Annotated in this window: 21 protein-coding genes; 3 read left to right on the top strand and 18 right to left on the bottom strand. The window is 67.0% G+C overall.

Annotated elements, in window-relative coordinates; all coding sequences use genetic code 11:
• The first annotated feature begins 237 nt into the window (after nucleotides 1–237).
• Nucleotides 238–3,315 (top strand): TonB-dependent receptor, encoded by a 3,078-nt coding sequence (locus AC5P67_RS13270; RefSeq protein WP_099524015.1) that lies wholly within the window; start codon nucleotides 238–240, stop codon nucleotides 3,313–3,315.
• Between the two features lie 203 nt (nucleotides 3,316–3,518).
• Complete coding sequence (locus AC5P67_RS13265; protein WP_005409441.1) at nucleotides 3,519–3,713, top strand: heavy-metal-associated domain-containing protein; 195 nt, start codon at nucleotides 3,519–3,521, stop codon at nucleotides 3,711–3,713.
• 80 nt (nucleotides 3,714–3,793) lie between these two features.
• Here the strand turns inward: AC5P67_RS13265 and cueR are convergent, their stop codons facing one another.
• The 18 genes from cueR to hisS form a co-directional block, all read right to left on the bottom strand.
• Nucleotides 3,794–4,249, bottom strand: a complete 456-nt coding sequence (gene cueR / locus AC5P67_RS13260; RefSeq protein ID WP_279938919.1) for a Cu(I)-responsive transcriptional regulator — start codon at nucleotides 4,247–4,249, stop codon at nucleotides 3,794–3,796.
• Nucleotides 4,250–4,260: 11 nt separating this feature from the next.
• Nucleotides 4,261–6,762, bottom strand: a complete 2,502-nt coding sequence (locus AC5P67_RS13255) for a heavy metal translocating P-type ATPase (protein ID WP_099524017.1) — start codon at nucleotides 6,760–6,762, stop codon at nucleotides 4,261–4,263.
• 173 nt (nucleotides 6,763–6,935) lie between these two features.
• Nucleotides 6,936–9,893, bottom strand: coding sequence for a TonB-dependent receptor plug domain-containing protein (locus tag AC5P67_RS13250; RefSeq protein WP_060381152.1), 2,958 nt, complete (start codon nucleotides 9,891–9,893; stop codon nucleotides 6,936–6,938).
• Nucleotides 9,894–10,294: 401 nt separating this feature from the next.
• Nucleotides 10,295–11,026, bottom strand: coding sequence for a copper homeostasis protein CutC (locus AC5P67_RS13245; RefSeq protein WP_099524019.1), 732 nt, complete (start codon nucleotides 11,024–11,026; stop codon nucleotides 10,295–10,297).
• A complete protein-coding gene (locus AC5P67_RS13240; RefSeq protein ID WP_099524021.1) occupies nucleotides 11,023–12,021 on the bottom strand; it encodes a glycosylasparaginase in 999 nt (332 codons plus the stop codon). Before AC5P67_RS13240 ends, AC5P67_RS13245 begins: the two co-directional genes overlap by 4 nt.
• A 51-nt stretch (nucleotides 12,022–12,072) precedes the next feature.
• Nucleotides 12,073–13,095 carry a glucokinase gene (locus AC5P67_RS13235; protein ID WP_495214767.1) on the bottom strand — a complete coding sequence of 341 codons (1,023 nt, stop codon included), beginning with the start codon at nucleotides 13,093–13,095 and terminating at the stop codon, nucleotides 12,073–12,075.
• An 84-nt stretch (nucleotides 13,096–13,179) separates the two neighbouring features.
• Nucleotides 13,180–13,464 (bottom strand): hypothetical protein, encoded by a 285-nt coding sequence (locus AC5P67_RS13230; protein ID WP_012480039.1) that lies wholly within the window; start codon nucleotides 13,462–13,464, stop codon nucleotides 13,180–13,182.
• A gap of 36 nt (nucleotides 13,465–13,500) precedes the next feature.
• Nucleotides 13,501–15,090 (bottom strand): calcineurin-like phosphoesterase C-terminal domain-containing protein, encoded by a 1,590-nt coding sequence (locus tag AC5P67_RS13225; RefSeq protein WP_044570028.1) that lies wholly within the window; start codon nucleotides 15,088–15,090, stop codon nucleotides 13,501–13,503.
• Between the two features lie 154 nt (nucleotides 15,091–15,244).
• The gene (hisIE, locus tag AC5P67_RS13220) at nucleotides 15,245–15,865 is read right to left on the bottom strand and encodes a bifunctional phosphoribosyl-AMP cyclohydrolase/phosphoribosyl-ATP diphosphatase HisIE (RefSeq protein ID WP_005409432.1); all 621 of its coding nucleotides are present in this window, start codon (nucleotides 15,863–15,865) and stop codon (nucleotides 15,245–15,247) included.
• Nucleotides 15,855–16,631: an imidazole glycerol phosphate synthase subunit HisF gene (hisF, locus tag AC5P67_RS13215; protein ID WP_005409431.1), complete on the bottom strand. Its 777-nt coding sequence runs from the start codon at nucleotides 16,629–16,631 to the stop codon at nucleotides 15,855–15,857. The genes hisIE and hisF overlap by 11 nt, the downstream gene beginning before the upstream one ends.
• A complete protein-coding gene (gene hisA, locus AC5P67_RS13210) occupies nucleotides 16,625–17,359 on the bottom strand; it encodes a 1-(5-phosphoribosyl)-5-[(5-phosphoribosylamino)methylideneamino]imidazole-4-carboxamide isomerase (protein WP_005409430.1) in 735 nt (244 codons plus the stop codon). Before hisA ends, hisF begins: the two co-directional genes overlap by 7 nt.
• Complete coding sequence (gene hisH / locus AC5P67_RS13205; RefSeq protein ID WP_024956882.1) at nucleotides 17,356–17,958, bottom strand: imidazole glycerol phosphate synthase subunit HisH; 603 nt, start codon at nucleotides 17,956–17,958, stop codon at nucleotides 17,356–17,358. Before hisH ends, hisA begins: the two co-directional genes overlap by 4 nt.
• Nucleotides 17,955–19,028, bottom strand: a complete 1,074-nt coding sequence (hisB, locus tag AC5P67_RS13200; RefSeq protein ID WP_005409428.1) for a bifunctional histidinol-phosphatase/imidazoleglycerol-phosphate dehydratase HisB — start codon at nucleotides 19,026–19,028, stop codon at nucleotides 17,955–17,957. Before hisB ends, hisH begins: the two co-directional genes overlap by 4 nt.
• The gene (hisC, locus tag AC5P67_RS13195) at nucleotides 19,025–20,119 is read right to left on the bottom strand and encodes a histidinol-phosphate transaminase (RefSeq protein WP_043035078.1); all 1,095 of its coding nucleotides are present in this window, start codon (nucleotides 20,117–20,119) and stop codon (nucleotides 19,025–19,027) included. The genes hisB and hisC overlap by 4 nt, the downstream gene beginning before the upstream one ends.
• Nucleotides 20,116–21,411, bottom strand: coding sequence for a histidinol dehydrogenase (gene hisD / locus AC5P67_RS13190; protein ID WP_495214764.1), 1,296 nt, complete (start codon nucleotides 21,409–21,411; stop codon nucleotides 20,116–20,118). Before hisD ends, hisC begins: the two co-directional genes overlap by 4 nt.
• Nucleotides 21,408–22,319, bottom strand: a complete 912-nt coding sequence (gene hisG, locus AC5P67_RS13185) for an ATP phosphoribosyltransferase (protein WP_012480030.1) — start codon at nucleotides 22,317–22,319, stop codon at nucleotides 21,408–21,410. The genes hisD and hisG overlap by 4 nt, the downstream gene beginning before the upstream one ends.
• 34 nt (nucleotides 22,320–22,353) lie before the next feature.
• Entirely contained in the window at nucleotides 22,354–22,662 is a 309-nt protein-coding gene (locus tag AC5P67_RS13180; RefSeq protein ID WP_150359777.1) for a YerC/YecD family TrpR-related protein, read from the bottom strand.
• Nucleotides 22,663–22,968: 306 nt separating this feature from the next.
• On the bottom strand, nucleotides 22,969–24,363 hold the full coding sequence (gene hisS, locus AC5P67_RS13175) for a histidine--tRNA ligase (protein ID WP_150359776.1): 1,395 nt from the start codon (nucleotides 24,361–24,363) through the stop codon (nucleotides 22,969–22,971).
• A 126-nt stretch (nucleotides 24,364–24,489) separates the two neighbouring features.
• Between hisS and AC5P67_RS13170 the strand changes: the two genes are divergently transcribed.
• Entirely contained in the window at nucleotides 24,490–25,242 is a 753-nt protein-coding gene (locus AC5P67_RS13170; RefSeq protein ID WP_111687206.1) for a Crp/Fnr family transcriptional regulator, read from the top strand.
• Nucleotide 25,243: the final 1 nt, after the last annotated feature.

Here is a 25,243-nt window from a genome sequence, read left to right as displayed (position 1 = left end):
ATTGCGGAGCAGCATGCGCCCACGGGCGACCCATGCTAAAAAACGCCCGCCCATCGCTTAGATCGATCCAAGACGACATTGCGATGGCCGGGAGTTGGGGGAGCGGCAACAGGACGTACCAGGCCACGCGCACGGTGCAACTGCCACCGCATGGCGATAGCGACAATGTCACTTCAAATTAGATCGATTCAAGTTGTCCGTGCCACGTCACCGGATCAATCCAGGAGAGAGGGAGAGATGGGAATGAAGCATTCAACACGTACGCATGGCCAGGACGCACTGTCGCTGGCCATCGCGCTGGCCCTGGCCGCCGCCGTCGTTCCGGCCGGCGCCGCCGCGCAGCAGGCAACCACCAGCGGCTCGCAGGAAGCCACCAACCTGGACAGCGTCCAGGTCACCGGCTACCGCTACGCCATCGAAAAGAGCCTTGAGCAGAAGCGCGACGCCAACGCCGTTGTCGAAGTGATCACCGCCGAGGACGTCGGCAAGTTCCCCGACAAGAACGTGGCCGACGCACTGCAGCGCGTGCCCGGCGTGGTCATCACCCGCAGCGGTGGTGAAGGCAAGAGTGTCAGCGTGCGCGGCCTTGCGCCGGACCTGACCCTGACCCAGTTGAATGGCAACTACGTGGCCACGTCGGAAACCAACGACGAAGCCACCCGTTCGTTCAACTACACCCTGCTGCCGTCGAACATGCTGTCCAGCGCCGAGCTGTTCAAGTCGCCGGAAGCACGCATCGACGAAGGCGGCATCGGCGGCACGGTCATCCTGCACACCCGCCGTCCGCTGGACATGGAGTCCAACTCGGGCTTCGTCACGCTCGAGGGCACCTCCTCCGATACCCACCACGATATCGACCCGCAGGCCTCGGCCCTGTATTCGTGGCACAGCAAGGATGAGCGTTTCGGCGTGCTGGTCGGCGTGACGCAGCAGAAGCGCACGACCCGTACCATGGAAGCCAGCACCGAGGACTACCAGTGGTACGGCGCCGGCAAGGCACGCGACGCCTATGGCAACGTGCAGCAGCAGGACGGCATCCACTACTGGTGGGGCAAGTCCGGCTTCAACAACCAGACCGGCGGCAACTACAGCGACTTCTTCATGCCGACCTCGGTCAACTTCGCCGTGAAGGAAGAAAAGCGCGAGCGCAAGGGCGGCCAGCTGACCTTCCAGTTCAAGCCGGTCGACAACGTCACGATGACCGCCAACTACTTCCGCTTCGAGCTGCAGGGTGACTACACCCAGAACATGCTGAAGATTCCGGAATGGAGCATGGCCCGCTTCAACGGCGATGGAAACTGGGCCGGCGGCCGCCTGCTCAACGGCCTGGATTTCGACCCCAGCGGCAACACCGTCACCGGTGCCCAGTTCGAAAAGCTGGCCGGAAAGGCCTACTACTGCAGCGAAGACCAGGCCAAGGCCGCCGGCCTCAAGCCCGGCGGCTGGGGCCCGGACGACTGCACGATTCCGACACCGCAGCTGACCGGTGGCTACAGCAAGGAAAAGGCGCTGTCGCAGACCGCCGACCTGACCATCGACTGGGACATCAGCCCGCTGTGGAAGGCCTCGTTCACCGGTGGCCGCACCTGGTCTGAAGGTGGTCCGTCGATGAACTTCCGCATGTCGGCCAAGCCGCGCCGCAAGGTCGGCAACGACTACCTGTCCGGTAACCAGTACAGCGCATGGGACCTGACCGGCACGCCGTCTGCCACCTTCTCGCCCGACCTGCAGCAGCAGCTGATGAACGGCATCGCCGAAGTCGACACCGGCTCGACCGATTCGTCGTGGAAGCGCACCGAGGTCAAGCAGAACTACTTCCAGGCCGACGTGACCAAGCTGTTCGAGTCCGGTTGGCTGGATTCGATCCAGTTCGGTGCCAAGTACCGTGATGGCAAGGTCCACCGCAACACCGGCAACACCTACTGGGTATGCCCGGGCCGTGACCCGGCCGACTATGACAACAGCCGCTACCAGAGTGGCTGCGATCCGACTGCCGGCGATGCGCAGCCCGACTTCTTCCTGTCGAACCCGATCAGCAACATTGCCGGTGGCTTCAATGCCAACGTGTTCCCGGGCATCAACTACCCGGCGTACATCGACTATCTGAACAAGACCTACGGTGGTTCGCACAACCGTACCGAGGAAGACTTCGTCTACAACGTCAACGAGAAGATCTACTCCGGCTACTTCCAGGCCAACTTCCGCACCGAGCGCCTGCGCGGCAATGTCGGCGTGCGTGTGGTGCGCACCAAGCAGTTCGCGCAGTCTTCCGACTCGATCGAGAAGTTCAACGACTACTTCCTGGACAACGCGTCCGGCGCGCCGATGGCGTGCACCGACCCCGCCGCTGCGGCCTACCCGACCTACAGCTGTGAGAGCGGCTTCGTGCGCCTGCCGCATGACCTGGCGCAGAGCAAGACCTACAGCCTGATCGGCGTGGACCGCACCTACACCGACGTGCTGCCGAGTTTCAACATTGCATGGGACATCACCGACACGCTGGTGCTGCGTGGTGCCGCATCGAAGGTGATCGCCCGCCCTGGCTACACCGACATCGCAGCACCGGGCGCGCTGAGCTACTACAGCGAGGAGTACGTCAATGATCGCCGCGTTGCCGGTGGCGCATCGACCGCAGGCTGGGTCGGCCAGGGCAGCAACAAGCAGCTGGAGCCGTTCAAGGCCACCCAGTTCGACCTGGGCCTGGAGTGGTACTTCCAGCCTGGCGCGGTCGCCGGCGTCAGCCTGTTCCGCAAGAACGTGGACAACTTCACCCTGCCGGTGGTGCGCGACACGCCCATGGTCATCAACGGTGAAGCGGTGAACGTGCAGCGCTACGAGACCCAGGCCAATGGCCGCGATGGTGTGTCGCAGGGCGTCGAGCTGTATGGCCAGTACACCTTCGATTTCGGCTTCGGCGTGCAGGCCAACTACACCTACAACGACACCAACCTGGCTTCCATTGTTCTGGACGGGCAGGAAATCGGCTCCTCGCCGCTGGTCGGCAGCGCCAAGAACCAGGCCAACGTGACGGTCTTCTACGAGAACGAGAAGTTCCTCGCGCGCGCCTCGTTCAACCGTCGCGGCCAGGTGGTCGGTGGGCTCAACAATGGCCTCACCGTCTACACCGAGCCGTATGACCAGCTGGACCTGAACGTGGCCTACAACCTGACTCCGGACTGGACCCTGACCGCCTCGGTGATCAATGCCACCAAGTCCGAGCAGCGCGTGCACCTGGGAAGCGACACCAAGGCACGCCTGGTCTCCAATACCTATGCAGGCCGCCAGCTGTACTTCGGCGCTACCTGGAAGTTCTAAGGCAACACCGGGTTGCCCGGGCGCGCCCCGGTGCAACCCACGCCCCGCCCTGGCGGGGACGTTCCTCCACGGCAGCCGCGCTGGTACAGGTGGCTGCCGTTTTTTTTGTCGGCGCCTTGCCTTTCGTTCAGCCCGGCGCTTGACCCTGACATCGTTGGAAGGTGCACACTGACTCCACCCCAAGAGCACCGAAGGAGCTACAGATGGAATTCCATGTCGATGGCATGACCTGCGGCGGCTGCGCGCGCAGCGTGACCCGTGCGATCCAGCAGATCGATCCCAACGCCAGCGTGGTCGCCGACCCGCCGACCGGCCTGGTCAAGGTGCAGACCACCGCATCGCAGGAAGACGTCTTCGCCGCAGTGAACGACGCAGGCTTCCCGCCGCGTACTGCCTGATCCCCTGCCCCCGTCTCACACAGGAAAGCCCGCCCGGTGCCGCTGCACCCGGCGGGCTTTTTCATGCATGCGATATCGAGTCAATGCTTGTGCGTACGGCGCCGCACCGCACCGGTCTTGGCGGTATCGACCGGTACCGGCGTCTCATCGTCCTCACCCAGCCGCTGTAGGATCGGGCACTCCGGGCGCTCGTCGCCGGCACAACAACTGATCAGCGATTTCAGCGTGTCGGCCATCTGCCGCATGTGCTCGATGCGCTGTTCCAGATCGGCAATGTGCTGTTCGGCCAGGTGCTTCACGTCGGCGCTGTGCCGCGAGGTGTCATTCCAGAGGCCCAGAAGATCAGTGATCTCGGCCACCTGGAAGCCGAGATCGCGCGCGCGGCGAATGAAGCGCAGACGGTGGATGTCCGCCTGCGAATACGCCCGGTAGCCCGACTCGGTTCTATCAGCGGCGGGAATCAGACCGATCTGTTCGTAGTAGCGGATCATCTTCGCCGACACGCTGGAGGCCTTGGCAGCTTCACCGATGTTCATACGGATCTCCTTCAATGGGTCGCTGCGGCGGCATCCGCCATCGGTGGCTGGAAGCGGCGCAGGCGCAGCGCGTTGCCCAGCACGAACACGCTGGACAGTGCCATCGCACCGGCCGCGAACACCGGCGACAGCAGCATGCCCCAGACCGGATACAGCACGCCGGCCGCCACCGGAATCAATGCGGTGTTGTAAGCGAAGGCCCAGAACAGGTTCTGGCGGATGTTGCCCAGCGTTGCCTTCGATAGTGCAATGGCATTCGGCACGCCCTGCAGGTTGCCCGACATCAGCACCACATCGGCCGACTCGACCGCGATATCGGTGCCGGTGCCGATGGCCAGGCCGACATCGGCCTCGGCCAGCGCCGGCGCATCGTTGATGCCGTCGCCGACGAAGGCGACATGGCCATGTGTGGCCTTCAAGCGGCGCACCGCCTCGACCTTGCCTTCCGGCAGCACCTCGGCCACCACTTCGTCGATGCCGAGCTGGCGCGCGATCGCCTGCGCGGTACCAGCATTGTCACCGGTGATCATCGCCACCTTAAGGCCAAGCTGATGCAGTGCCGCGATTGCGGCCGGCGTGCTCGGCTTGATCGGATCGGATACCGCGATGATTGCGGCCAGGCGGCCGTCGATGGCGGCATACAGCGGCGACTTGCCCTGGGTGCCCAGTTCTGCCGCCAGCGTCGCAAACAAAGTGATGTCCACGCCCAGGTCGCGCATGAAGCGATCGGCACCGACCTCCACCCGCGCACCATCAACGTTGGCACGCACGCCCATGCCGGTGACCGATTCGAAATCGACCATCGACGGCAGCGCGATGCCCTGCTCGGTGGCTGCATCGACGATGGCGCGGGCAATCGGATGCTCCGAGCGCGACTCCACCGCCGCCACCGCCGCCAGCACCGTGCCGTGATCAAAACCGCTGGCGATCTCCAGATCGGTCAAGCGCGGGCGGCCCTCGGTCAGCGTACCGGTCTTGTCCACCGCCACCACCTGCGCGTCCTTCAGCAGCTGCAGCGCCTCGCCCTTGCGGAACAGCACGCCCATTTCGGCGCCACGGCCGGTCCCGACCATGATCGAGGTCGGCGTCGCCAACCCCATCGCGCACGGGCAGGCAATGATCATCACCGCCACCGCATTGACCAGCGCGAAGCTCAGCGCCGGTGACGGGCCGAAGATCAACCAGACCAGGAAGGTCGCCAGCGCGGCCAGCATCACCGCCGGCACGAACCACAGCGTGACCTTGTCGACCACCGCCTGGATCGGCAGCTTCGAGCCCTGCGCCTGTTCGACCATGCGGATGATCTGCGCCAGCATGGTCTGCGCGCCCACCGCCGTGGCACGTACCGTCAGTGCGCCCTTCTGGTTGACCGTACCGCCCACTACGCTGCTGCCCGGCTGCTTCTGGACCGGGATCGGCTCGCCGCTGATCATCGATTCGTCGATGTAGCTGCGGCCTTCAACCACCTCGCCATCGACCGGCACGCGCTCGCCCGGCCGCACTTCCACCATGTCGCCGCTCTGCACTTCATTGACCGGGATGTCGACGGTGCGGCCGTCACGGATCACATGGGCGACCTTGGCCTGCAGGTTGACCAGACGCTTGATCGCTTCGGAGGTACGGCCCTTGGCGCGGGCCTCGAGGAAGCGGCCGAGCAGGATCAGCGCGACGATGACTGCTGCCGCTTCGTAGTAGACGTTCACCGTGCCCGGCGGCAGCAGCCGCGGCGCAAAAGTCGCCACCACCGAGTAGCCAAACGCCGCGGCGGTGCCCACCGCTACCAGTGAATTCATGTCCGGCGCCAGCCGCAGCAGTGCCGGGAACCCCTTCTGGTAGAAACGGCGGCCGGGAATGGCCAGCACCAGCAGGGTCAGTACGAACTGCAGGTACCAGCTGGCCTGCATGCCGATGGTGGCCATCACCCATTCGTGCATGCCGGGAATCAGGTGCGAGCCCATCTCCAGCACGAACACCGGCAGCGCCAGCGCGGTCGCCACGATCAGGTCGCGCTTCAGTTCGGCGCGCTCGGCATCCTTCTTTTCAGCGGCTTCATCATCGGACTGCACACCGGCCTCGATCGGGCGGGCGGCGTAGCCGACCTTGTCGATGGCCGCAACCAAGGCGGCCGTATCAGTCACGCCGCGCACGGTCGCACGCTCCGTGGCCAGGTTCACGCTGGCCTGGCTCACGCCTGGCACCGCCAGCAGCGCGCGCTCCACGCGGCCCACGCAGGAGGCGCAGGTCATGCCTTCCACGGCCAGTTCAACGGTGGCGGGGGGCACGTCGTAGCCCACCCGCTCCACCGCCTGGATCAACGCGGCCCGATCGACCGGACCGGACGGGCGGATATCCGCGCGCTCGGTGGCCAGATTGACCGAAACACTGCCCACGCCTTCGACCCTGGACAGCGCCGCCTCGACCCGGCCGACACAGCTGGCGCAGGTCATGCCCTCGATGGGCAGGCTGATGGTGGAGGGGCTGGCGGGGACGGCAGCGGTGCGCGGCGTGCTCATGATCGGATTCCCGGGATTCCTTCTGGATGCGGACAGGCTAAACCTTGCCATCGTGGGAAGGTCAAATCCAGCCACCCCGGGGTTCATGCTGGGGTTCATCCACGCATGGCGTGGAACTGCTGAGCGGACGGAGGCGCCAGGCGGATCAGGCCCGGCGCCCCCTGCGGGTCTGCTCAGAAGGTGAACACGTACTCCAACGCGAACTCGCGGCCGACCGCGCCAAGCAGGCGGGTCGGGGCGAAGTCGTAATCCAGCTTGTACGGGTCCTTGTGGTTCCAGCTGGCAGAGTTGAAGGCGTTGTTGACGTACACGTTTACCTTCGCGTGTTCGGTCACCTGGTAGCCCACGTTGAAGTTCCAGGTGATGAACGGCCCCACTCGACCGTAGTAGCGCGCCGTCTGCTGCCCGGCATTGGGGTTCGGGTTCGGCGAGCCGTCCGGACGTGTCGCCGGCTCCAGGCAGTTCAGCGACGGGCTGTCGCTGGGCACGTAGCCGTCGGCGAACGGCAGGCAGCCGCCGGGGTTGTCCAGGCGGTCGGTGCCCCAGTGGTAGCGCACGCCCGGCACCGAGCCCACGCGGTCGGCATAGACATTGGCATTCCAGTTGCCGCGCTGCCAGGCCAGGCTCGCGCGCAGCTTGCTGCGCAGGTCGCGGTCGCGGCGTTCCGGATTCGGGTCGTTGGCGTAGCGCTGTTCCTTGGTCGAGATCTGGTTGGTGTAGTTCAGGCCCAGCTGGAAGCTGCCCCACTGCGCGGTTTCCAGGCGATAGCGTGCGGTCAGGTCGACACCACGCACTTCGCGGCTGGCCAGGTTGAACGGGCCGCGCTCGATCGACACCAGGCGGCCGCTGCTGTCACGGTTCACGCGGGCCAGGATGCCGGCGCAGTATTCGCCACCGGCCGGATTGGCCCATGGCGTGCCATCGATGTTCTTGCCGGTCAGGCAGCCGGCCTCGCTGGCCAGCACCTCATCGGCGCCGACGTCGACGATCATGTCTTCCAGCTTGATCGCCCAGTAGTCGGCACTGACCGACAGGTTCGGCATCACGTCCCAGACGAAACCGACCGTCCACGAATCACCGGTTTCCGAGCGCAGCAGCGGCGTGCCACGCCGGTTCACGTCGAAGGTGTACCAGACATCGGTGTTGCCCACGCCGCAGTTGTTGACCAGGTACGCGCCACTCTGGATGCAGCGCAGGCGGTCATAGGTCTGCACTTCGGAGCTGCTCGGCTGGCCCAGCAGGTAATGCATGTCCGGCGCATGGAAGCTGGTGGCATAGGAGCCACGCACCAGCAACGATTCAACCGGGCGCCATTCCAGGCCGACGTTCCAGGTGGTTTCCTTCTGGCTGCCGATGTCCAGTGCTTCGCTGCTGTCGTCGGCCTTGTAGTTGCCATAGCGGTCATAGCGCGCGGCCGCAGTGGCGGTCACGCTGTCCAGCAGCGGAATCTTGAATTCGACGCCGGCCGAATAGCGGGTGCGCTCGCCGCCACCGCGATCGACGTTCTGCAGGTCGAAGTCGATGCCTGCGCGTGGGTCGGGGCTGAGGTGATAACCCTGCTGCGCGACTTCAGCCACCGCGGCGAACGAGATCGGGCCGGCCCAGCCCTGGAACAGTTCGCCGGTGATATCCGCCGAGGCCTGGTTGACCCAGGACGCCGCACGGTTCTTCGCCACCGTACCCATCTGCCAGTACTGGTCCGGCGTCAGCGGATTCCACCAGCGCGATTCGTTCAAGGCGTAGATCGCCTCGCCATCGGCCGTGGTGCCCAGCTTCGGGCCGAGGAAGTAGTTGTACGACTTCTGCTTGTCGACCACGTTCTGCCGTTCTTCCACGCGGTAGTACGAGCGCCCCACCGTGGCGCTCCAGTCGAAGCGGTCGGCGAGGCGGCCACGCAGGCCGGCGCTCCAGTCCCAGGACAGTTCGCGGTTGGTGTTGCGCAACGTATCCAGCCCGCCAACCTCATTCGGGGTGAACTGGCGCACGCCAAGAATCGGACGGTTGCGGTTGGCGTCCCAGTAGTAGCCGTTGTCATCGTCGATCAGCGACACGCCGGGCGGATTGGTGCCCCAGATCGCTTCGGAACGGTAGACCGCCAGATTGGTCCAGGCCTGCAGGTCGTTGCTGAAATCGAAGGTGGCATACAGGTTGCCGGACACGTTCTCGGCACCGCCGGTGAGCAGCCAGTTGGCGTAGTCGGCGCTCATGCCGCACAGGCGGCCGGTGTTGGTGATGGTGTTGGCGGCGTAGTTGTAGACCAGTCGATCGGCGGTGTAGTACTCACTGCCGAACTTCTCGCAGGTGCCGGTGGGCGGCGCCAGGCGCTGGCCCGTGGTCGGATCGATCAACGCCAGTCCGGCGGTAGGACGGAAGCCGACCTTGCGTTGTTCCATGTTCCAGGACGGGTACGGCGCATCATCGGCATCGTCCATCTGCGGGCGGTCACGGCCGAACAACGGATCGCGCTTGGTGTACTGCAACGCGTAGGTCACGCTCCAGTTGTCACCGGTCTTGCCGCCGGCCCAGGACAGGTCCCAGGTGTCGCGCCCACCCTCGGTGGAGGTGCCGCCACGCACGCGCACCTCGTCGCCGTCGTAGTTGGTCTTCAGGATGACGTTGACCACGCCGGCGATCGCATCCGAGCCATAGATGGCCGAGGCGCCACCGGTCAGCACTTCGATGCGCTCCACCGCCGCGGCCGGAATGTTGCCGTAGTTGGAGAAGTTGGTTTCACCGCCATAGGGCAGCGGGTAGTCGGCCACGCGACGGCCGTTGACCAGCAGCAGCGAGCGGTTCGGGCCCATCCCGCGCAGGTTCAGGCCGCTGGCATTAGGCGTGTGCGAGCCCCACTGCGAGGCAGCTTCAACAGTGCCGGTCGCTTCGGTGAGGGTCTTCAGCGCGTCGTACACGCTGACAAAGCCTTCCTTCTGGATCTGCGCGGCGGTGATCACGTTGACCGGCGCCGGGCCTTCGACGCTGGCGCGCTTGATGCGCGAGCCGGTGACGGTGACCGCGTCGAGATCCTTGGTGGATGAACTGGCGGCCTCCTGCGCGCTGGCAGCCAGGGGCAACAGGGCCAGGACCAGGGCCTGGGACAGCAGGTGACGACGCTTGCGGACGATCTGAGCCATGGGTGGTTGCTCTTCGAAAGTGTGGACGCACGGACGGGTGGTGGCGCGGCACTACAGCTGATCCGGGCACCTGGATCGGTTCAAGACCGTCCCGACGCCCTCCCCTGTGGATCGATCCAAACTAAAGCACAGCTGAACCACGCTGGGCATGCGGCGACGCAGCAATGCCCGGTGCAATGCCGCTATCGGCCGCAGGTATCAAGAACAATCAAAGGGTTGCGAAACATCGCTGAGAGAACAGCGCACACGTCAATGACACGATCGCGACAATCGCGCGCGGAACGTATTTGTCCGGCGCAAGCCAGCGTCCGGGGTCGGATCCCCTCGCAGAGGGGCTCTGACCCGATTGCGTCGGGTGGGGTCAGAGCCCTTCTGCGAAGGGATCCGACCCCGGGCAGCTCTCAGCCGTCCAGCGCCTGTCGCAGCGCGGCCACGGTCGCGGTGGCGGTCTGGCTCCAGTCCGGGTCCAGCCCGCGCAGGTCCGGGTTCTGGAACTGCATGGCCGAGCGCCGCAGGCCTTTGGCCGAGGCGTGCAGTTCGGTGCAGCCGCTGCGTCGTGCGACGGCGGCGACATTGGCCGGGCCCAGCCCGGCGCCGGCCATCACCGTGATACGTCCCGCCGCCTGGGTGACCAGGCCTGCCAGCACGTCGGCACCGGCCTCGGCACTGACCTGGCCGCCCGAGGTCAGCACGCGCTGGCAACCCAGTTCGATCACCTGTTCCAGTGCCGCCGGCAGATCGCGGGCGGCATCGAAGGCGCGGTGGAAGGTCACCTGCAGCGGCCCGGCAGCCTGCACCAGTTCACGGCACAGCGCCACGTCGATGCCGCCCTGCACATCCAGCGCACCGATCACCACGCCATCGCAGCCGAGCGCGCGGCACTGCGCGATGTCACGCAACATCAGTTCGGTTTCCAGCGCGTCGTAGTGGAAGTCGCCCGGGCGGGGTCGCACCAGCACGAACAGCGGAATCGACAGGCGTTCGCGCGCAATCGCGATGGTGGCGAACGACGGCGTGGTGCCGCCCTCGGCCAGGTTGTCGAACAGCTCGATGCGGTCGGCGCCGCCGGCCTGGGCGGCCAGCGCCGAGGCCAGCGAGTTGCTGGCGATCTCCAGGGTCAGCCGCGTGCTCACGCCTGGGTGCTCGTGTAGATCGACGGCGAGTCGCGCAGGTCATCCTGGCGCTGCCCATCGCACACGGCGTAGACGAAGCCGCGATGCAGCGCGTAGGCGCCCACCTCGCCCTGCTTGTTCATGGCCAGGAAGCACACCTGCAGCGTTCTGCTAGCTTCCGGGCGCTTGCGCACCACGCGGTCGATGGCTTCGCGGCAAGCCTGCGCCGGCGAGCGCCCCTGGCGCATCAGCTCGACCACCAGGAACGACGCGGCGTTGCGGATCATCTCCTCGCCCACGCCCGAGGCAGTGGCCGCGCCCACGTCGTTGTCGACATACAGGCCGGCACCGATGATCGGGCTGTCGCCGACCCGGCCGTGCAGCTTCCAGGCCATGCCGCTGGTGGTGCAGGCACCGGCAAGGTGGCCCTTGGCATCCAGCGCCAGCATGCCGATGGTGTCGTGGTTGTCGCTGTTGCCGGGAATACCACGGCGCTCGGCGTTGATCTGCGGCTGATACTTCTCCGTCTTCAGCCACTCGCGCCAGGCCGCTTCGGCCTGCGGCGTCAACAGGTGCCTGCGCTCGAAACCCTGCTGCATCGCGAACTGCTGCGCGCCCTCGCCCACCAGCAGCACGTGTGGGCTGTTCTCCATCACTTTGCGGGCCACCGACACCGGATGCAGGATGTCGACCAGCGCGGCCACGGCGCCACAACGGCCATCGCCATCCATGATGCTCGCGTCCAGGCTCAGCACGCCGTCGCGATCCGGGTTGCCACAATGGCCGACGGTGGGGTTGCACAGCTCGCTCTCGGCCCAGCGTGCGCCTGCTTCCACCGCATCCAGCGCGCTGCCGCCCTGCGCCAGTACCTTCCACGCGGCCTGGTTGGCCGGTACGCCGAAGTCCCAGGTCGAAACCACCTTGGCCCCACCCTGCGTGCGCGCCTGCACGCCCGGCAAGGCCGCCATGCCTGCAGCCAGTGCACCGGCCTGCAGGAACTGCCTGCGATCCACCATCTTCCCCTCCCAGTCTGCAATGCACGGCCGGCCCGATGCCGACCCTGCCGATCAGTCGTGCGTGGGCTGCCGTGCGGCGTGCCAGACCGCTGCGCCGAGCACGCCCAACTGGCCGTGCTCCACGCGCCATACCGGCACCTGGCGCAGCACCTCGGTCAGCACGCCCTTGTTGAGGAAGCGCTCACGGAAGCGGCCATCGGCCAGGAAATCCTGCACATGCGCGGAAATGCCCCCGGCGAGGTACACCGAGCGCGCACCGACGGCGATCGCTGCGTCGCCGGCCAGGCTGCCCAGCCACGCGCAGAACACCTGCAGCGTTTCCACGGCCAGCGCATCCTCGCCGCTGCGTGCGGCGCCGATCAGTGCCTCGGTGCTGGTCCACACCGGGGTGACGCCGCGCAGTTCGCACAGGCACGGATACAGGTTCATCAGACCGCTGCCGGACAGCACGCGTTCGTTGTCCACGTGCGCCCAACGCTGCAGCAGCTTGCCCAGCACCTGCAGTTCCAGCGCGTTGCCGGCGCCAAGCGCGGCATGGCCGATCTCGCTGGCCAGCACCGGGCGCTCGCCGTCGGCAAAGCGCAGTGCGGCGCCCAGGCCGGTACCGGCACCCAGCACCAGCGCCGGGAATGCCTGCGCCGGATCAGCATCGCCGTTCAGCGGCACCAGCGTGTCCGGCTGCAGATAAGGGATGGCCAGCGCCACCGCCTCGAAATCGTTGATCAGCTGCAGTTCGCCCAACCCGGACTGCGCGCGGGTGGCCGACAGCGAGACCGTCCATGGCAGGTTGGAATTGATCAGCACATCGCCATCGAGCAGGCCGGCAATGGCCACCACCGCGGTCTGCACCGGCTGGCCAAGGCCTGCGGTGAAATCGGCCAGGATCGCCGCCAGGCTGGGATGCTCGGCGCAGGCATAGATGCGATGGCTGCCCAGCAGCGGCGCCTGGCCGGGTTGGGTTTCAGCCAGCGCAAGGCGGGCAAAGGTGCCGCCGACATCGGCGACGACCAGATGGCGCGGAAGACCGCCGCGGGCGGAGTCGGAGGAAACCGGGGACGCTGCTGCGATGGTCACGCTGGCCTGCTTGGATCGATTGAATCGCCCCGATTCTCAGGCATCGGGGCGGCTTTGCCTAGCGCGCCGATGGTTCAGGTTGGCCTACATGCCTTCCTGTTCGGCCACCTGCACGCCATCCACCAGCACCCGCAGCCGCTGCGGGCGGAAGCCGGCGAACAGCAGCGGCCGGGTGCGCTCGACCAGCACTTCGTGGCCGGCGATGTGGCGCAGCCACGACTGTACCAGCGAGAACGAGAAGTGGGTGCCCGGATGCAGCGGGTGCTGCACCCAGACCGTCTCGGTGGCGCTCTGCAACTGCATCGCGCCGGTGAACCAGTGGCGGCTGAGGGTCACCGGCGTGGTGCCGGCCATGAAGCGGATATCCATGCGGGGTCCTTTCGCGTTGGGCAGCGGCGCCGTGGATCAGGGCTGGGCAGTCTGCAGGCTGTAGCTGGTGCTGGCGGTGAACACTGCACCATCAGGCTGGGTGGAGCGTACCTCGACCTTGTGGCTGCCCACGGCCAGATCGGTCGGCAGCGCGCCACGCCACAGGTGCGGCGATGCGGTGGCCTCCGGCGAGCGGTCGTAGCCACGCAGGCTGTCTGCAAGATCGTCGGCCACGTTCTCCACCATCAGGCGCGGATCGGGTTGGCTGACCTGCTTCATCGGCTGCCAGGCGCCTCCATCGACGCGGTACTCGACCACGCTGGCATCCTCACCCATGTAGACGTTGGCATAGATGCCCCAGGCCGGGTAGGCGCCCTGGCGCAGCACCTTCGGCGCATGCAGGCCGATCTGCTCGCTGGCCGGTTTTCCGGCCACGCGGTACTGCAGTCTGTAGCTGCCATTGCCGGCCACGTCGAGCAACGCATAGCCCTTCGGCGTGCCATCGCTCATGGTGCTGTCCGGCACGCCGGCGGCATTCTTCACGCCTGACCAGAACGCACCGCAGTTGGCGCCGACGTTGTATTCGTGCAGCGGCTTGTCGCCGTTCCAGCCCTCGGCCTTGCCATGGTAGACGTGCTGCTGGGTGTGGCTGTGGCCGCTGAGCACCAGCACGTTGCGGAAGTCCTTCAGCAGGTCGAACAGGCGCTGGCGGTCGGCATGGCGGAAGGTCTCGCGTCCGGGCGCCGCGTCGAACAGCGGGATGTGCATGCCCAGCACCAGCAGGCGATCCTTGTGCAGGCCCTTCAGGTAGCTGGCGAGGAAGGCGAACTGGTCTTCGCGCAGGCCGCCGATGTACTTCGGCTTGGCCTTGGGGTCGAACACCACGTCGTCCAGGAACACGAAACTGGCGCCGCCCTCTTCCACCGCATAGGTGTCTGGACCGTAGATGTTGCGCCAGCTGTCCAGCGAGTGTTCGTCGCTGGCCGCATCGAAGTCGAGATCGTGGTTGCCCGGCACATGGAACCACGGCACGCCAAGTCCGGTGGTGACCTTGTTGATCGCCGGATACAGGGTCAGGTCGTCGTTGACGATGTCACCCAGGGTGGTGCCCATGCGCGCCTTGGTCTTTCCCACCAATGGCGCGACGATCGACTGCTGGTAGTAGCCGATATCCTTCAGGCTGGCGGTCTGCGAATCGGTGAACACCAGCATCTGGAAGCCGCGCCGACTGTCATGGCGATCCGACTGCAGGGCGAAATCCCAGTTGCGGGTGACGTCGCTGGTCGCGGCGATGCCGCCGTACTTCAACGCCGGCGAACCGTTCGGGCGATAGTGCCGCCAGAACGAAGGCAGGCCGTCGGCCGCTTTCGGGAAGGAATACGCATCGGGCTTGATCACGAACACGGTCTGGCCATCACGCACCGGCAGGCTGTAGCTGCCGTCTGCAGCCGTCTTGACGATGGCCTCGCCGTTGGAGACCTGCACGCCGGCCAGGCCCGGATCGGTCGCACCGCGGCCGGGTTTGCCGTCGCGCTCCAGATAGACCTTGCCGGTGACCACGGTATCCGCGGCCCAGGCCGGCGAGGTCAGCAACAGGCAGCACAGCCAGGCGGCAGGCAGTTTCATGGGCGGTCCGGGTAAAGAAAGACCGCCTATTGTAGATTCCGTTGATGACATCGCGCACGCGATGACGCATGCCGGTAGTGCCGGCCGCTGGCCGGCAGCCTCATGAACGTCGGGCATCCGGGGCTTGCCGGCCAGCGGCTGGCACTACCACACGTCAACGATGGCGTTTTTCCAGCACCGCGCGCGCATCATCCAGCGACAGCCCGCGCGCGCGCAGCAGCACCAGCAGGTGGTACAGCAGGTCCGAGGCCTCGCCCAGCAACGCCTCATCATCCTGCGCCACCGCCGCCAGGGCGGTCTCCACGCCCTCCTCGCCCACCTTCTGTGCGATACGGCGGATGCCGCCCTCGAACAGGCTGGTGGTGTAGCTGCCCGGCGGGCGTTGCGCCTCACGCATCGCCACCAGCTGGCCCAGCCCGCCCAGGAAATCCTTCGGCGCCTGGTCGAAGCAGCTCTCTGCACCGGTGTGGCAGGTTGGCCCCGCCGGCCGTGCCATCACCAGCAAAGTATCGGCATCGCAGTCGACGCTGATCGACTGCACCACCAGCACGTTGCCGGACTGCTCGCCCTTGGTCCACAACCGTTGCTTGCTGCGGCTGAAGAAGGTCATGTGGCCGATGGCCAGCGTGGCCGCCAGCGATTCGGCGCTGACATAACCGAGCATCAGTACCTGCAGGGTATCGGCATCCTGAACCACCGCCGGCAGCAGGCCGTCACCCTTGGCCCAGTCCAGCGCCTGCAATGCGTCCAACGACGGCCTGACTTCAATAGACATCCCGCACCTCGATCTGCTGTCCGCGCAGGTAGCGCTTCAATTCTGGAATGGCGATGGCGCCGCTGTGGAACACGCTGGCGGCCAGCGCGCCGTCGACGTCGGCCTGGTCGAAGGCTTCGGCGAAGTGCTCCATCGCACCGGCACCGCCCGAGGCGATCAACGGTACCTGGCACAGTGCCCGCGCCTGTTGCAGCTGCACGACATCGTAGCCACGGCGCACGCCATCGCTGTCCATGCAGTTCAGTACGATCTCGCCCGCGCCACGCCGTTGTGCTTCGACGATCCAGTCCAGGGTGCGCAGCGGCACCGCCTGGGTCTTGTCCGGATCGCCGCTGAAACGACGCACCCGCCATTGCCCGTCGGCCTCGCGCACCGAATCGACGCCCACCACCACGCACTGCACGCCGAACTCGTCCGCCAGCTCGGTGATCAGCTCCGGGCGCCCCAGCGCCGGCGAGTTGATCGACACCTTGTCGGCACCGGCAAACAGCACGCGGCGCGCGGTTTCCACACTGTCGATGCCACCGGCCACGCAGAACGGAATGTCGATCAAGCGTGCGATGCGCTCGATCCACGCCACGTCGACCGAACGCGCCTCGGGGCTGGCGCCGATGTCATAGAACACCAGCTCGTCCGCCCCCTGGTCGCGATAGCGCTGCGCCAACTCGGCGATGTCGCCCATGTCGACGTGGTCGCGGAAGCGCACGCCCTTGACCACACGGCCATCGCGCACGTCCAGGCAGGGAATGATGCGGCGGCTCAACATGCCAGTGCCTCCGCCAGGTCCATGCGCTGCTCCAGCAGTGCCTTGCCGAGAATCGCACCGCCGCAGCCGGCGGCACGCGCCTCGGCCACATCGGTCACGTCACGGATGCCACCGGAGGCCTGCACGGCCACGCCCGGCAGCAGCGCCGACAGGTGCTGGTAGAGGCTGATGTTGGGCCCGGCCAGCATGCCGTCCCGAGCGATATCGGTGCACAGCAGGTGGCGCATGCCGGCGCGCGCGTAGCGCTGAGCCAGCTCATCCAGGGTCACCCCGGCATTCTCGGTCCAGCCGTGCACCGGCAGCTGCCACTGCCCCTGTGCGTCCTGGCGCGCGTCCAGCGCAATCGTGATGCGCTCGGCGCCGAATTCCTCCAGCCAGCCGACCACTTCATCGGGGCGACGCACCGCCAGCGAGCCGACCACCACGCGACCGGCGCCGGCATCGAGGATGCGCGCCACATCGTCGCGGCCGCGCACGCCGCCGCCGGTCTGCACCTGCAGCGATGTCTGCGCGCGGATCGACGACAGCAGCGGCGCCAGCGTGTAGCCACCGGCGCGCGCAGCGTCCAGATCGACCAGATGCATCCACTGCGCACCCTGCGCGGCGAAGGCCTGCGCGCGTGGCAACGGATCGTCGCCATACGAGGTTTCCTGCGCGTAGTCGCCCTGGCGCAGCCGCACCACGCGGCCGTCGCGGATATCCAGCGCGGGGTAGACGATGAAACTCATGCAGCAGTGCCCTCGAGAAAATTGCGCAGCATCAGCGAGCCGGTCTCGCCGGAGCGCTCGGGGTGGAACTGTGCGCCGTAGTAGCGCCCCTGCTCCACCACGGCAGTGAACAGGCCGCCGTGGTCGCAGGCAGCGACGGTGTGGGTATTGAGGGGGGCCGCGTAGCTGTGCACGAAGTAGGCGCTGGCACGCTCCGGCACGCCGCGCAGCAGCAGCGATTCGCGCAGCGGCAGCAGGCGGTTCCAGCCCATGTGCGGCACGCGGATGCCGCAGGCCGGCACCAGCTTGCGCACCACGCCGGGAATCAGTCCCAGTGTCTCCACACCCGCCTCCTCGGAGCGTTCGAACAGCAGCTGCATGCCCAGGCAGATTCCCATCAGCGGCACCTCCAGTCGCTGCAGCGGTTCCACCAGGCCTTGCGCATGCAGGCGTTGCATGCCGGGACCGGCGGCGCCGACGCCGGGCAGGATCACCCGCTGCGCACCGACCAGACCGTCCGCATCGCGCACCAGCCGCACAGTCGCACCCAGGCGCTCCAGTGCGTAGCGCACCGAGCCCAGGTTGGCGCCGCCGGCATCGATCAGCGCAACGTCACTCACAGCGCCCCCTTGGTGCTCGGCAGTGCCGTGCCCTGCCGGGCCAGCGCCGGACGCAGCGCGCGGGCCAGGGCCTTGAAGCACGCCTCCACCTTGTGGTGATCGTTGTCGCCGCGTACCTGCAGGTTGAGGTTCAGGCCGCTGGCATCGCACAGCGAGCGGAAGAAATGCGGCACCAGCTCGGTCGGCATATCGCCCACGCGTTCGCGCTTGAACTCGCCCTCGAACACGAAGTACGGGCGGCCACTGAAGTCCAGCGCAGCGCTGGCCAGCGTCTCGTCCATCGGCAGGGTGAAACCGTAGCGGCCGATGCCGCGCTTGTCGCCCAGCGCCTCGCGCAGCGCCTGGCCCAGGGCCAGCCCCGTATCCTCGATGGTGTGGTGTTCGTCGATGTGCAGGTCACCCTCGGCCTGGATGTCCAGCGCGAAGCCACCGTGCTTGCCGATCTGTTCCAGCATGTGGTCGAAGAACGGCAGGCCGGTGGAGATGCGTGCATCACCCGCGCAATCCAGGTCCAGTTCGACGCGGATCTTCGTTTCTTTCGTGTTGCGCTGGACCACGGCGGTGCGCGGCGCATCGGCCAGCGCATGGGCAATGCCCGGCCAATCCCACTCGCCACCAAACTGCGCGGTGCGCAGCTGGAAACCGCGGATGTTGAGGTTGTCGGCAAACTGCAGGTCGGTGATGCGATCGCCGACCATGCCCGAACGCGCCCAGTCGATGCTGCGGTCCTGCAGATAAGCCGTCATCAGTCCGATGCCCGGCTTGCGGGTCGGCGCATTGTCGTGCGGCCAGCTGCAGTCGATCAGCACGTCACGGAAAGTGATGCCCTGGCTTTCGAAGATCTGCAGCATCAGCTCGTTGGGGCCATCGAAGCTGGCACGCGGGTAGCTGTCGCTGCCCAGGCCATCCTGGTTGGTGACGATCACGAACTGGTAGCCGGCATCCCGCAGCTTCAGCAGCGCCGGGATCACCTGCGGCACGAAGCGCAGCTTCTCGTAGGCGTCGATCTGGAAATCGGACGGCTCCTCGATGAGGGTGCCGTCGCGGTCGATGAACAGGATCGGGGTCATGCTGCGGCCCTCCGCGCCGACAGGGCCGCGAGCACGCGGTCATTCTCTTCCGGGCTGCCGATACTGATGCGAAGCGCATCGCCCAGCTGCGGCGCGGCGCGCTGGTCGCGCACCACCACCCCTGCAGCAAGCAGCGTATCGAACGCCGCCTGCGCATCGGCGAAGCGGACCAGCAGGTAGTTGCCGGACGAGGCGTACACCCGGCGTACACCGGGCAGGCTGGCCAGTGCCGTTCGCAGGCGTTCGCGCTCGGCGATGACCGTGGCCACGCGTTCGGCGGTGCGTGCCAGCGCGGCCGGCTGCAGGGCCTGCACGGCCAGCTCGGCGCACGGGGTCGGCACCGGGTACGGCGCCTGGCAACGCCGCAGCACGGTAATCAGTTCCGGGGCGGCGATCAGCGTTCCAATGCGCGCGGCCGCGAGCGCGTGTGCTTTCGACAGCGTGCGCAGCACCGCCAGGTTGGCGTGCGCGGCCAGCAACGTGGTCGCCGACGGACGCTGCGCGTACTCGACATAGGCCTCGTCCACCACCACCAGTGCCTGCCCGCGCAACGCAACCGCCACCCGTTCGACCTCGTCCAGGGCGATATCACTGCCGGCCGGGTTCGACGGTGCGCACAGGAACACCAATTTGGCATTGCGCGCCCTGGCGGTGTCGATCACCGCATCCAGGTCGGCGCGCAGGCCATCCTCGCTGTCCACCAGCGGCACTTCAATCAATGCGGCGCCCTGCAGGCGTGCACAGACGGCGTACATGCCGAACACCGGCGGCGTGACCAGCACGCCATCGCGGCCCGGCACGCACAGCGCGCGCACCAGCAGATCAATGGCTTCGTCGCTGCCGCGACCGATCAGCAGCTGCTGTGGCGTCACGCCGTACAGCGCCGCCAGTCCCTCACGCAATGCCAACGGCTGCGGTTCGGGATAGCGCCGGCTGCTGCCCGCGGCATCAGCGGGATTGGCCCAGGCCGATTCATTGGCGTTCAACCAGACCTCGCCCTGCACCGCCGCACTGCGCGCCGAGCTGTAGCCGGCGAAGCCCTGCAGATCCGGGCGAACCAGTGCCAGCACATCATCGATAGCCGCGTTCATGCTGCCACCTCCATGCGCACTGCGACCGCACGTTCATGTGCATCCAGGCCTTCGGCACTGGCGATGATGCGCGCGCAGCCGCCAATCGCTGCCAGGCCGGCGGCGCTGGCGCTCTGCACGCTGATCAGGTTCTGGAAGCTGGCCACACCGACACCACTGTAGGCACGTGCGGCACCCGCGGTGGGCAGCACGTGGTTGGTGCCGCTGCAGTAGTCGCCCAGTGCCTCGGGGGTGTAATCACCCAGGAACACCGAGCCGGCCGCCTGCACCTTGTCCAGCCACGCACGCGGATCACGCAATGCCAGGATCAGGTGCTCCGGTGCATAGCGGTTGCTGATCGCGAAGGCTTCGTCCAAGGAGTCGACCTGGATCAGCCGCGAGGCCGACAGTGCCTGGCATGCGATCTGCTGGCGCGGCAGCAAGGCCACCTGGCGCTCGACTTCAGCCTCGACCGCCGCCAGCATCGCGGTATCGTCGGTCAGCAGCAGCACCTGCGAATCCGGGCCGTGCTCGGCCTGCGACAGCAGGTCGGCTGCAACGAACGCCGGGTTTGCACCTGCATCGGCAATCACCAGCACTTCGGAGGGACCGGCCGGCATGTCGATGGCGGCGGCGCCGTCCTGTGCGACCTGCTGCTTGGCTTCGGTGACGAAGCTGTTGCCCGGCCCGAACAGCTTGTCACAGGCCGGAATGCTGGCCGTGCCGTAAGCCATCGCAGCGATGGCCTGGGCGCCGCCCAGCTTGAACACGCGCTGCACGCCGGTCAGGCGTGCGGCCACCAGCACCGCAGGATCGGCCGTGCCGTCGGCGCGTGGCGGCGTGCACAGCACCACCTGCGGGCAGCCGGCCAGCTTCGCGGGCACGCCCAGCATCAACGCGGTGGACGGCAGCGGTGCGCTGCCGGCCGGCACATACAGGCCCACCCGGCCGATCGGGCGCAGCATGCGTTCGCAGACCACGCCCGGTGCGGTTTCCACGGCATACCCCGTACCCATGCCGGCGGCGTGGAAACGGGCGATGCGTTCGGCAGCTTCGACCATCGCCTGGCGCAGCTCGGCGGGGACGGCGGCATCGGCCGCTGCGAACTCGGCTTCGCTCACTTCGAACGATGGCAGCTCGACGCCGTCGAAACGTGCGGTAATCGCACGTAGCGCGTCATCGCCCTGCCCGCGCACCTGTGCAATCAGCGTAGCCACCGCATCGCGGGTCTGCTGCGCCACGGTCTGCACCGGGCGGGTCAGTGCCGCACTGCGCGCGGCCTCATCAAGTCGGGACCAGATCAGACGGTTCATGCCAGCGACCGCTCCACGCTCAGTACCATCAAGCCCTGCGCGCCGGCGCGCTCGAGTTCCTCCATGCGCTGCCAGCTCAGCGGGCCCGGGCACATGGTCTGCAGGCGCAGTGCGCCGCCGTCGGCCGGCAGCCGCACCAGCGGCTCGGCATCGGCCAGCAGCTGCGCCAGCGCGTCGACGCGATCCTCGCTGGCGCGGAACATCAACAGCTTGCGGTCCTGGCGCTGCACCACGCCGTCGAGGCGGCGCAGCAGCATCGCGCGCAGCGATGCACGTGCATCATCCGGCACGCGCACCGCACCGGCCAGCACCGCCTCGCTGTCGAGCAGGTTGTGCACCGGAGTCAGCTGGTTGGCGCGCAGCGTGGCGCCGCTGGAGACCAGATCGCAGATCAGGTCGGCGGTACCCAGGCGCGGGGCGATTTCCACCGACCCGGACAGCTCGACCACCTGTGCGTCCACGCCCTGTTCGGCCAGCCATTGCTTGAGGATGGCCGGGTAGCTGGTGGCAATGCGGGCACCGGCAAGCTGCGCCGGTCCCTGCCACTGCCACTCCTCGGGTACCGCCAGCATCAGCCGGCACTGGCCAAAGCCCAGTCCGCGCAGTGCTTGGTAGGCATCTGGCAGGCCGATCTGGCGACGTGCCGCGGCCTGCTCGTCCAGCTCGTTGCGGCCGACGATGCCGAGGTCGCAGACGCCGTCGGCGATCAGGCCGGGGATGTCGTCGTCGCGCACCAGCAGCAGGTCCACCGGCAGCGATTCGCCGTAGCAGAACAGCTTGTCGCGGCTCTCGCGCCAGCTCAGGCCGCAGGCGCTGAGCAGGTTGCGCGCGGGTTCGGCCAGCCGGCCACTCTTCTGGATGGCGATACGCAGCCGGTCTCGTGCCGGCGCTGCCTGGGTTGCACTCATGGGGGAGGTCTCGAAGTTCGGAACGGGGCGCGGATCAGCGCGAGGCAAGGCGGTCGATGGCGGCGGCATAGCCTCGATGGCCATGCTCAAGGGTGCGTGCCACCCGTCCGGTGGTGGTCACGCTGACGCCGGTGCGCTCGTGGATCTCGCGGTACGGCACGCCCTGCTGCAGCAGCGGCACCACCTTCCAGCGGTCGGCCATGGCTTCCAGCTCGGCCGGTGTGCACAGATCGCGCAGGAAGGCCTCGACCTGTTCCGGCTCGCGCAGGGCGGCAAAGGCCCGGGCCAGGGTTTCAAGGTCGGCCTTCGGGTCTTTGGCGGCAATTTCGGGGCGGGCTTTCACGGGGTCGTTTCCATGCATCAATGTAATAGCGCGTTAGTACATTATCGCATTCTTGCGCAGTGCGTCAAATCGAGGGTTGAGGGTGCGGCAGGGCTGCTGCCCCGCACCCGCAGAGGCCGGAGCATCGGCACAGCTGGGTTCCGGACCGACCCCGCCCTCGACAGGTGGCCGCGAGCTGTTGGGACGGCCGGGGTCGGATCTGTTTTCCAGAGGAAAACGGCTCTGACCCCGGAACGGGGCCCGGAAACGAAAACGCCCACCGGTTGGTGGGCGTTTCGTTGAAGCGCTGCATGCTGCCAGGGGCCGTTACATCACCTTCGACTGCTCCAGCTCGACCTGCAGGGTGCTGGCCAGCTCGTCGCGGGAGACTTCGAACTGCTGCTCGCGCAGCAGGTCCTTCACTGCCACCACGCCGCGCGCCAGCTCGTCCTCACCGACCAGCACCACGAAGCGGATGCCGGCCTTGGCGGCGTACTGGAACTGCTTGCCGATCTTCTTCGGCTCCATCTGCACTTCGGTATTGATGCCACCGGCGCGCAGGCGGCGCGCGATGTCCAGCGACTGCGGCATGCCCTGCTCGTCCATCAGCGCCACCAGCGCCTGCACGCTGCTGCCCTCGATGCCATCGATCAGGCCGGCTTCGCGCAGCTGCCAGAACAGGCGCGACAGGCCGATGGAGATGCCCACGCCCGGCAGCTTCGACTTGCTGTAGTGGCTGGCCAGGTCTTCGTAGCGGCCGCCCGAGCAGATCGAACCGATCTGCGGGTGGTCGGTCAGCGTGGTCTCGTAGACGGTGCCGGTGTAGTAGTCCAGGCCGCGCGCAATGGAGAAATTCAGGCAGTACGCGGTTTCCGGCACGCCCAGCGCCTGCACCAGCTGCAGCACTTCGCGCAGTTCGGCGACGCCGGTACGCAGGATCTCCGAAGAACCGGCGTCGGCTTCAAGCGTGGCCAGCTGCGCCAGTGCATCGGCATGGCCCTGCGAACGCACGGCCACGAACGCCAGGATCTTCTCGACCTGCTCGGCCGGAATCTCGAAGCCCTCGCCCACCAGCGTCTCGCGCACGTAATCGGCGCCGCGCTTGTCCAGCTTGTCCACTTCGCGCAGCACTGCCAGCTGGCGCTCGCCCTCGGCCACGCCCAGGCTCTCGAAGAAGCCACGCATCAGCTTGCGGTTGTTCAGCTGGATGCTGAAGTCACCGATGCGCAGTTCCGAGAACACCGCGTGGATGACCGCCAGCACTTCGGCGTCGTATCGCACGCTCAGGCTGTCCTTGCCGATCACGTCGATGTCGCACTGGTAGAACTCACGGAAGCGGCCGCGTTGGGCGCGCTCGCCGCGGTACACCCGCTGCATCTGGTAGCGACGGAACGGGAAGGTCAGTTCATGCTCGTGCTCGGCCACGTAGCGCGCCAGCGGCACGGTCAGGTCGAAGCGCAGCGCCATTTCCGGCAGCGAACGGTCACCCGATTCGGCGGCGTTGGCCAGCGCACCGGTGGACTGCACGAAATACACCTGGCGCTCGGTTTCGCCACCGGACTTGGTCAGCAGCACGTCGGACAGCTCGAACACCGGCGTCTCCACCGGCAGGAACCCGAAGCGCTCGTAGTTGCGACGGATCACGTCCAGCATGCGCTGGAACGCAATCTGCTCGCGCGGCAACAGTTCAAGGGTGCCGGGCGGGGTACGGGGCTTGATCACGGGCGGAACTCCTGCTGGAACGGGACGTGGGAGGGGGCGACATTCTAGCGCCCCCGCCTCGGGCAGGGTCGAACGGCCGCTTGAAGTATCATAAGGCCCTCCCCGCCCGCGATACGCCCCCGCAACATGTCACGGCCTTCCGGCGCTCCGCCCGCCACCAACGATCCCGCCTCGCCGTCCTGCAACACGCTGGACTGCCTGCACTGCTCGGTTCGCCACCTTGCGGTGTGCTCGGCGCTGTCGCCCGATGAAGTGCAGGCACTGGAACAGGTCACCGTTTCCCAGCAGGTCAGCATGGGCAGTACCCTGGCCCGCACCGGCGAAGAGCGCGACCATGTCTATACATTGACCGGCGGCGCCCTGCGCCTGGTGCGCACCCTGGCCGATGGCCGCCGCCAGATCAATGGCTTCGTGCTTCCCGGCGACTACCTGGGCCTGAGCGGCAGTGACCACCACCGCTACGATATCGAGGCCATCGCAGACAGCCGCGTATGCCGTGTCGCGCTGCCGCAGATGAAGGCGCTTCGCAGCCGTTTCCCGCACCTGGAACGCAAGCTGCTGCAGCGTGCCTGCCAGGAGCTGGACGCCGCGCAGGATGCCGCGCTGGCACTGGCGCGGCTGCAGCCGGCCGAGAAAGTGGCCGACTTCCTGCTGCGCCTGGCCGCGCGCGAGGCCAAGCTGGGTGGCGATGGCCTGCGCGTCTCGCTGCCGATGGGGCGTGGCGACATCGCCGACCATCTGGGCCTGACCATGGAAACGGTCAGCCGTACCTTCACCAAGCTGCGCCAGCAGGGGTTGATCGCCCTGCCCCACCTGAACGTGGTGGAGATCCTCAACGAGGACGGGTTGCGCACGCTGGCCGGTGAAGGGTTGATCTGAC

The sequence above is a fragment of the Stenotrophomonas sp. YJH_SMC_21 genome (assembly GCF_059369555.1).
The sequence above is the reverse complement of the archived record's forward strand: the minus strand, read 5'-3'. Positions and strand labels throughout refer to the sequence as shown.

Bases quoted from the DNA above. Each gene is read 5' to 3' on its own strand.
- hisB (WP_005409428.1), bottom strand. From the start codon at position 19,028: ATGACCCCGATCCTGTTCATCGACCGCGACGGCACCCTCATCGAGGAG.
- hisD (WP_495214764.1), bottom strand. From the start codon at position 21,411: ATGAACCGTCTGATCTGGTCCCGACTTGATGAGGCCGCGCGCAGTGCG.
- cueR (WP_279938919.1), bottom strand. From the start codon at position 4,249: ATGAACATCGGTGAAGCTGCCAAGGCCTCCAGCGTGTCGGCGAAGATG.
- AC5P67_RS13170 (WP_111687206.1), top strand. From the start codon at position 24,490: ATGTCACGGCCTTCCGGCGCTCCGCCCGCCACCAACGATCCCGCCTCG.
- AC5P67_RS13250 (WP_060381152.1), bottom strand. From the start codon at position 9,893: ATGGCTCAGATCGTCCGCAAGCGTCGTCACCTGCTGTCCCAGGCCCTG.
- AC5P67_RS13255 (WP_099524017.1), bottom strand. From the start codon at position 6,762: ATGAGCACGCCGCGCACCGCTGCCGTCCCCGCCAGCCCCTCCACCATC.
- AC5P67_RS13230 (WP_012480039.1), bottom strand. From the start codon at position 13,464: ATGGATATCCGCTTCATGGCCGGCACCACGCCGGTGACCCTCAGCCGC.
- AC5P67_RS13240 (WP_099524021.1), bottom strand. From the start codon at position 12,021: ATGGTGGATCGCAGGCAGTTCCTGCAGGCCGGTGCACTGGCTGCAGGC.
- hisG (WP_012480030.1), bottom strand. From the start codon at position 22,319: ATGAGTGCAACCCAGGCAGCGCCGGCACGAGACCGGCTGCGTATCGCC.
- AC5P67_RS13225 (WP_044570028.1), bottom strand. From the start codon at position 15,090: ATGAAACTGCCTGCCGCCTGGCTGTGCTGCCTGTTGCTGACCTCGCCG.
- AC5P67_RS13270 (WP_099524015.1), top strand. From the start codon at position 238: ATGGGAATGAAGCATTCAACACGTACGCATGGCCAGGACGCACTGTCG.
- hisA (WP_005409430.1), bottom strand. From the start codon at position 17,359: ATGAGTTTCATCGTCTACCCCGCGCTGGATATCCGCGACGGCCGCGTG.
- hisC (WP_043035078.1), bottom strand. From the start codon at position 20,119: ATGAACGCGGCTATCGATGATGTGCTGGCACTGGTTCGCCCGGATCTG.
- hisF (WP_005409431.1), bottom strand. From the start codon at position 16,631: ATGTTGAGCCGCCGCATCATTCCCTGCCTGGACGTGCGCGATGGCCGT.
- hisIE (WP_005409432.1), bottom strand. From the start codon at position 15,865: ATGTCTATTGAAGTCAGGCCGTCGTTGGACGCATTGCAGGCGCTGGAC.
- AC5P67_RS13265 (WP_005409441.1), top strand. From the start codon at position 3,519: ATGGAATTCCATGTCGATGGCATGACCTGCGGCGGCTGCGCGCGCAGC.